Genomic DNA, 5,830 nt, shown 5'->3' with positions numbered 1-5,830 from the left:
ACGGATGCCGAGGCTGCCTGGCAGGAGTCGCTGGCCATTTTCTCCAAAGTTCGAGATGCCAAAGCCGATGACGTCTGGCGCGAGATCCAAACACTCCGCAAGGACAGGAGATAACGCATTCTGATGCTGCGCCCCGAACGAGGGCCTCGGGGAGGGTTTAGCGGGAGCTGGTGGATGCGGCGTGCCCGGTGCGTGATGATGTCACGGAGCTGACCCATGGGCAGGTGATCGAGGTGCTGGTGGCCAACCGGCTGACTCCGCCCGCGCCGCTGGTGCACGTGCGGGACTGGGCCGAACGGTGGGCGGTGGGTGAGGTGTTCGGGGTCGCGCCCGGCCTGCTCAACGATGACCGGATCGGCCCGCGCTCTGAACGCCCTGGCCCGCATCTGGACCAGCTGGCCCGAGTCGGGCGGGCTGACCGCGATCTGGGACATGACCTCCATCTCGCTGCACGGCGACTACGACGAGGCCGATCCGGAGTATGCGCGGCCCCGGTTCGGTCACCCCAAGGACCGGCGGCCGGGTCTGAAGCAGATCCAGGCCGGGATCGCGGCCAGCGCCGACGGCTCGATCCCGGTCTCGCACCGCGCCTACGACGGCGCGGCCGGGGAGGTGGCCAGGTCATCGGCGCGATGCACGCCCTGCAACGGCCGGCCGGCCCGCAGCAAGTGCTGATGGTCGGCGATTCCAAGCTGATCTCGTACGCGAACCTGGCGGCGACGACCTGGCGCGGCTGGAACGCGGCCTGGGCAGCCGCCACCACCCCACCGAGCAGGCGGTGGCCGACCGGATCATCGAACGGGTGGGAGGCCGAATTTGGCTAGCAGATCGGGGCCGCCACCGAAGACGGTGATGCGTGCGATTCCCTGAGGAGTCGTGGCGAGAACGCCGAGGCCGAACGCGCGGTGGGTTCCGTCGGCGTCGCGGAGGTAGGCGGCGGCGGCGAGCTGGCCGTTGGCGAGGGTGGGGGTCAACCGCCAGTTTCCGGGCGTTCCGATCACCTGGGCGAGGTAGCACAGGCAGGTGTCCAGGCCGGCGAACCAGGTAGTGGTGCCGACCATTTCTATCGCGGCGTCGGTCCGCAGGGCTAGCTCCAGGGCCTTGATATCGGCGTTCTCGAAGCCCGCAACGTACTGCTCCAGCAGCGCGCGGGTGTGCGGGTCGGTGGGTTCGCTGAGCCGTTCGCGTCCCGGGGCGACCTCGTCGAGGCGGACGCGGGCCCGCTGGAGTGCGCTTTTGACCGCTGGGGTCGTGGTGCCGATCATGGCCGCGACTTCGGCCGCCGGAAAGCCCAGCACGTCACGCAGGAGGAGCACGGCTCGCTGTTTCGGTGGCAGGTACTGCAGCCCGGCAATGAGCGCGAGCCGCAAGCGCTCGCGCGCGGCGACGATAGCCGCGGGATCGTCCGTCTGCGGAGTAACCAGCGAGTCAGGGATCGGCTGCAACCAAGCCACGTCCGGGGCGGCCCCGTGTTCGGGCGGCGCATCAGGGTCACCGGCGGAAGCTCCCAAACCGGACGGCAACGCCCGCCTGCCGCTGCCGCCGTTGCGCAGTGCGGTCAGGCAGGCGTTGGTGGCGATGCGGAACAGCCAAACCCGCAGCGACGATCGTCCCTCGAAGGCGTCGTAGGAGCGCCATGCCCGCAGGTAGGTCTCCTGGACCAGGTCTTCTGCCTCATCCAGCGATCCGAGCATCCGGTAGCAGTGGGCCAGCAGTTCACGCCGGAACGGCTCTGTGTCACGGGTGAACTCGTGCTCGTCGGGCACCGTCCCCTCCTCTAGGTCATGGGCCGGCTGTCAGAGGCCGAGTTTGGGACGTATCCATTCGGCCATCCTGCGGATCGCGTCGTCGGACTCGGGTGCCCTGCCCGCCGCCATCTGAAAGGTGTGCTGCATACCGGGGAAAACGTCCAGGCGGACGTCGACACCGGCCTTGCGCGCATGCTCGTCGAGCATGTGGGCGTCGTCGAGCAGCGTCTCCTCCTCTCCCACCTGAATGTAGATAGGTCCGAGACCGGACAGGTCAGCGTGCAGCGGGCTGGCCAGTGGGTCACGAGGGTCACCGCCCTTGCCCAGGAACGAGGCGGCGAGCATCCGCACGGTCTCCCGGTCGAAGAAGGCGTCCTTTTCCTTGTTGGTCTCGTAGGACTTCCCGGCGGCCTCCATGTCCGTCCACGGCGAGAACGGCATCGCGGCGGCGGGTAGCGGCAGGCCGCGCTCCCGCGCTCGGAGCTGGGCGGTGATCGACAGCCCACCGCCGGAGGAGTCGCCGGTGAAGCCGATGTGGGGGGGATCGATCCCCTGGTCGAGCAGCCACCGATAGACGTCGGTCGCGTCGTCCACCGGCGCCGGATGGGGGCGCGTGGGGGCCAGGCGGTAGTCGAAGATCAGCGCCCGTACGCCGGCCACCTTGGCCAGGTGGCCGAACATCTTGCGGTGCGTGTAGATCGAACCGCTGACGAACCCGCCGCCGTGCAGGCACAGCAGCACCCGGTCCTGGACGCTTCGTTTGGGCTCCAGCCACATCGCGGTCAGGCCGCTCACCTCGACCTCGATATAGTCCACGCCGCGCGGCTCGGCGGTCAGATCGCCCCAGGACTCGTCGTCCGGCCCTTCGCCATCCGGCTGGGTCATCGCCAGCCGTGCCGCTGCCCAGTGCCGCTTGACCGCTTCGGATTGCTTGCTGGCCATCACATCCCCCTACTCAGGCCGCGCAGTTATGAAAGGCCGCAATGCGCCAGGCACCGCCCCGCCGCGACAGGACCCAGGTCTCCAGCGACCGACTCGCGGGGTCCGGATCGGCCTGACCTGACGGCACCACGGCCCCCTTACCTACCACGATGGCGGCATCAGTGCCGACGAAACGGACGTCCTGTACCTCGTGGACGGCCTTGGACCCCTTCAGTTCACCGGCGAAGACGGTCGCCATGGTGGTGCGGATCGCCTCGCAGTTGGGCAGGAAGGCACCTGGGAGGATCGCGGTGGCGACCTCGTCGTACGGCGCCACGAAGGCGTCCGCGGCGTTGGCGGCCCACGCGGCGTACACCTCGTCCAGCACGGCGAGCACCTGCCGTTCGGCAGTCATCACGTTCCCCTTTCTGTCTATCGGGACATGCATCACCCATGCAGACCACCGCAGGACCGAAAAGGAATCGCTCACGCGAGATACACGACCTCTCCCAGCGGTACGCCCCTTCAACTATCCTCTTCCGCTGTACGTGCTACGCGGGAGAGTCAGCTCTATCCGATCTGGAGGCTGGCGCCCCGCGATCCGGTGGCAGCAGACGGGGATCCGCCAGCATCGCCGACCAGCCATGGCGGCTATCAGCCGCGGGCCGTGCCTACTCATTGACGCGGGTCAGACTGCCCGGACCTGGGCGCGGGCATACTGAGGTCGTAGCGGGGGTGGCCCGGGCCGACTACCGAGATCAACACCAGCACCCGAAGCGATCTTCATTCACTACAACGTACGGAAAACGAGGCTGGCCGTCCCGCCCGCACTGGCGCCGAGCTGAACAGGAAGTCGTGTCGACGTCGACGGGCAAGGCCTACGCACCGTCGGTGCGGGCGCATAGCGCGACAGTGCTGCGCTCCTTCTATGAGTTCATCAGCCGGGGTACGGCCCTGTCATCAACGGTCGGGCAATTCCCGATCAGAGCGCGCAGGCCGACGCGGTCATCCGACCGGCCCGCATGGAGCGGTGGTACCGGGAGCAGCGGTCGATCGATGAACGCCGCGACCGCCGCAGTGCCGACGGTGGGATCGGCCACCGGCAGAAAACGGTACACGGTGACATCGGCAAAACTGTCGGTCGGGTCGAGAAAAGCCTCGCTGCGCGCCCAGTCGACCTGGGCGATCGCGAACGCCCGGAAGAGCCTACGCGGCGCGCAGCCGCTCAACCTCCGCCTGCAAAGCATCGATCCGCTTGTCACGCGGATCGGCCTTCGGCCGGTCGACCGGGGAGGCGGACGCTTGCCCCGCGCTGTGATCCCGCGTGTGCCACAGCTGGAGATCAGCGGCCAGTACAGGCCCTCCCGGCGCAGCGGCGCACCCTTACCCGCCTTGTCCAAGCGGTCCTACTCCTCCAGGATCCGGACCCTTGCAAGCGGCGGAGTTATGACCGCGGACGCCCGCGCGTACGCACCTGACGATCAGGGCCCCCTGGGCAACACACCCGGGCTTGCCTGCGCCCGACGAAGGGATGTCTCCCCCCAACACCCTCAGCACAGAGTTTCACGCTATTTGCTACCTCTGTTCATTTCGGCACGGAGGAGACTCACGCTTCCGCGTCGGTCGCTTCGATCGCCCTGCCCCCTTCCCCATGCGAGGGACCAAGACAGCAGTGGAGGCGCTCGTCGGCACACAGACGTGACCAGCGGCTCGGGGACACGTGCTAGTCGCTGATCCTGAAGAGTTCAAATACGCAGGTCAGCCCAGCAATCAACAAGAGAGCAGCGACCGAAGCGACTTCCCTTCCCCCATATCCCCCCTGCCGGGGCGTTCACGAGTACGGCTGAGCTGCACAGATCCGACGGTTCGATGATCGCTTCCCGGACACGCAATGATCGTTTCCCGACGCTTACGATTCGGGTGCGGCTGAGCGTCCGCTCGCGTCGACCTGAGAGGGTTCAGCTGGCTGTGGTTGCGTATCCTCTTGTGGGCTGTCTCGGATGTGCCACACCGATGGAACGAGCAGGGTGACCACGGTGATGAGGATGGCCATGACGGCGCTGGCGGCGAGGACCGTGCCGCTGCCGAACGTCTGGGCCGCGGGTCCGGCGACAGCCATGCCCAAGGGGGCTGCCACGAGTGCGCCCAGCGTGACGACGGAGCTGGTCCGGCCGATGAGGTGGTCGGGGACATGGCGCTGAATGGCGGTGGTCTGCAACACGTTGTAGACCACCACCTCCAGGCCGGCCAGGAATGCGGCCGGCATCAGCAGCCAGAGGCCGGCTGGTGCTGCCAAGAGGGCCGGCAGCGGTGTCATCAGCAGAAACACCACCAATGTCGCGCCTACCGGGCGGGAGGGCTTCCACCTGGCCGCGACGGCGCCGCCGGCGAGTCCTCCGACGGCGTAGGCGATGCCGATCGCGGACCAGGCTGGGGCTCCGCCGAGGTGCTTGTCTGCCACATACGGGCCGAGAACCAGGAACGGCGCGACCACGATCAGGTTGGTCAAGGCCACGTGGATGATCGACATCAAGAGCCAGGATCGTCTGGTGACTTCCGCGAGGCCGTCTTTGATGCTGGTCAGCAGCCCTGCGCTCGTGGCCGGGGGCTGCGTGGCGACGGCGCGGGGAAGGCGAGTGAGAAAGGCCGCGCTCACCAGGAACGTGGCCGCGTCGATCAGGATCGCCCACCCCGGCCCTACGGTTGCCACCAGCACTCCGGCCGTGCTCAGCGCCAGGATCGAGGTGATGCTGCGCGACATTGACAGGAGCGAGTTGGCTTCCTGCACCCGTTCCTTGCCGGCGAGCGAGGCCACGAGGCCGACCGAGGCGGGGGTGAAGAGGGCAGATCCCATGCCTGCGATGAGTTGCAGGACGACGATCATCCAGATGCGGGCCGTTCCGCTGAGGAGAAGGGCCGCGGTGGCTGCCTGGGCGAACATGCGCATCAGGTCGGCGACCAGCATGACGTTGCGTCGAGAGAAGCGGTCGCCGAGGGCGCCGCCGAAAAGGCTCAGCGCGATGACGGGGAGCCTGTACTACATTCGTAGATCTTGATTCAAGTCGCTGAGGGCCGGTCTGTGGCCCGTGGAGTATCCTGCGGTGACTTTCGTCTTGACCTACGATCTGGTCGTGTCCTGGGATGCCGATCTGGCCGCGCTG

Annotated in this window: 5 protein-coding genes and 2 pseudogenes; 2 read left to right on the top strand and 5 right to left on the bottom strand. The window is 67.6% G+C overall.

Annotated features, from left to right (window positions below; all coding sequences use genetic code 11):
* Positions 1 to 170 precede the first annotated feature (170 nt).
* Together E1294_RS57890 and E1294_RS50710 are read left to right on the top strand one after the other, a co-directional pair.
* A pseudogene (locus tag E1294_RS57890) lies at positions 171 to 299 on the top strand (DUF4277 domain-containing protein); the annotation flags it as partial.
* 46 nt (positions 300 to 345) lie between these two features.
* On the top strand, positions 346 to 675 hold the full coding sequence (locus E1294_RS50710) for a hypothetical protein (RefSeq protein WP_132520143.1): 330 nt from the start codon (positions 346 to 348) through the stop codon (positions 673 to 675).
* Positions 676 to 791: 116 nt separating this feature from the next.
* On the opposite strand, the pseudogene E1294_RS50705 reads toward E1294_RS50710, so the two are convergent.
* The 5 genes and pseudogenes from E1294_RS50705 to E1294_RS50685 all read right to left on the bottom strand — a co-directional run.
* Positions 792 to 1,769, bottom strand: a pseudogene (locus tag E1294_RS50705) (sigma-70 family RNA polymerase sigma factor); the annotation flags it as partial.
* A 27-nt stretch (positions 1,770 to 1,796) separates the two neighbouring features.
* A complete protein-coding gene (locus tag E1294_RS50700; protein ID WP_132520137.1) occupies positions 1,797 to 2,690 on the bottom strand; it encodes an alpha/beta hydrolase in 894 nt (297 codons plus the stop codon).
* Positions 2,691 to 2,703: 13 nt separating this feature from the next.
* Complete coding sequence (locus E1294_RS50695; protein WP_165977950.1) at positions 2,704 to 3,084, bottom strand: SgcJ/EcaC family oxidoreductase; 381 nt, start codon at positions 3,082 to 3,084, stop codon at positions 2,704 to 2,706.
* A 511-nt stretch (positions 3,085 to 3,595) separates the two neighbouring features.
* Positions 3,596 to 3,931 carry a hypothetical protein gene (locus E1294_RS50690; RefSeq protein WP_132520131.1) on the bottom strand — a complete coding sequence of 112 codons (336 nt, stop codon included), beginning with the start codon at positions 3,929 to 3,931 and terminating at the stop codon, positions 3,596 to 3,598.
* 647 nt (positions 3,932 to 4,578) lie between these two features.
* Positions 4,579 to 5,691, bottom strand: a complete 1,113-nt coding sequence (locus E1294_RS50685) for an MFS transporter (RefSeq protein WP_281284631.1) — start codon at positions 5,689 to 5,691, stop codon at positions 4,579 to 4,581.
* Between the last annotated feature and the right edge of the window lie 139 nt (positions 5,692 to 5,830).

Source organism: Nonomuraea diastatica (genome assembly GCF_004349015.1).
GTDB classification, from domain to species: Bacteria; Actinomycetota; Actinomycetes; order Streptosporangiales; family Streptosporangiaceae; genus Nonomuraea; species Nonomuraea diastatica.
This window is presented reverse-complemented; position numbering and strand designations above follow the sequence as displayed.

Excerpts from the sequence above, each read along its gene's own strand:
- E1294_RS50710 (WP_132520143.1), top strand. The coding sequence starts at position 346 with ATGACCGGATCGGCCCGCGCTCTGAACGCCCTGGCCCGCATCTGGACC.
- E1294_RS50700 (WP_132520137.1), bottom strand. The coding sequence starts at position 2,690 with ATGGCCAGCAAGCAATCCGAAGCGGTCAAGCGGCACTGGGCAGCGGCA.
- E1294_RS50695 (WP_165977950.1), bottom strand. The coding sequence starts at position 3,084 with ATGACTGCCGAACGGCAGGTGCTCGCCGTGCTGGACGAGGTGTACGCC.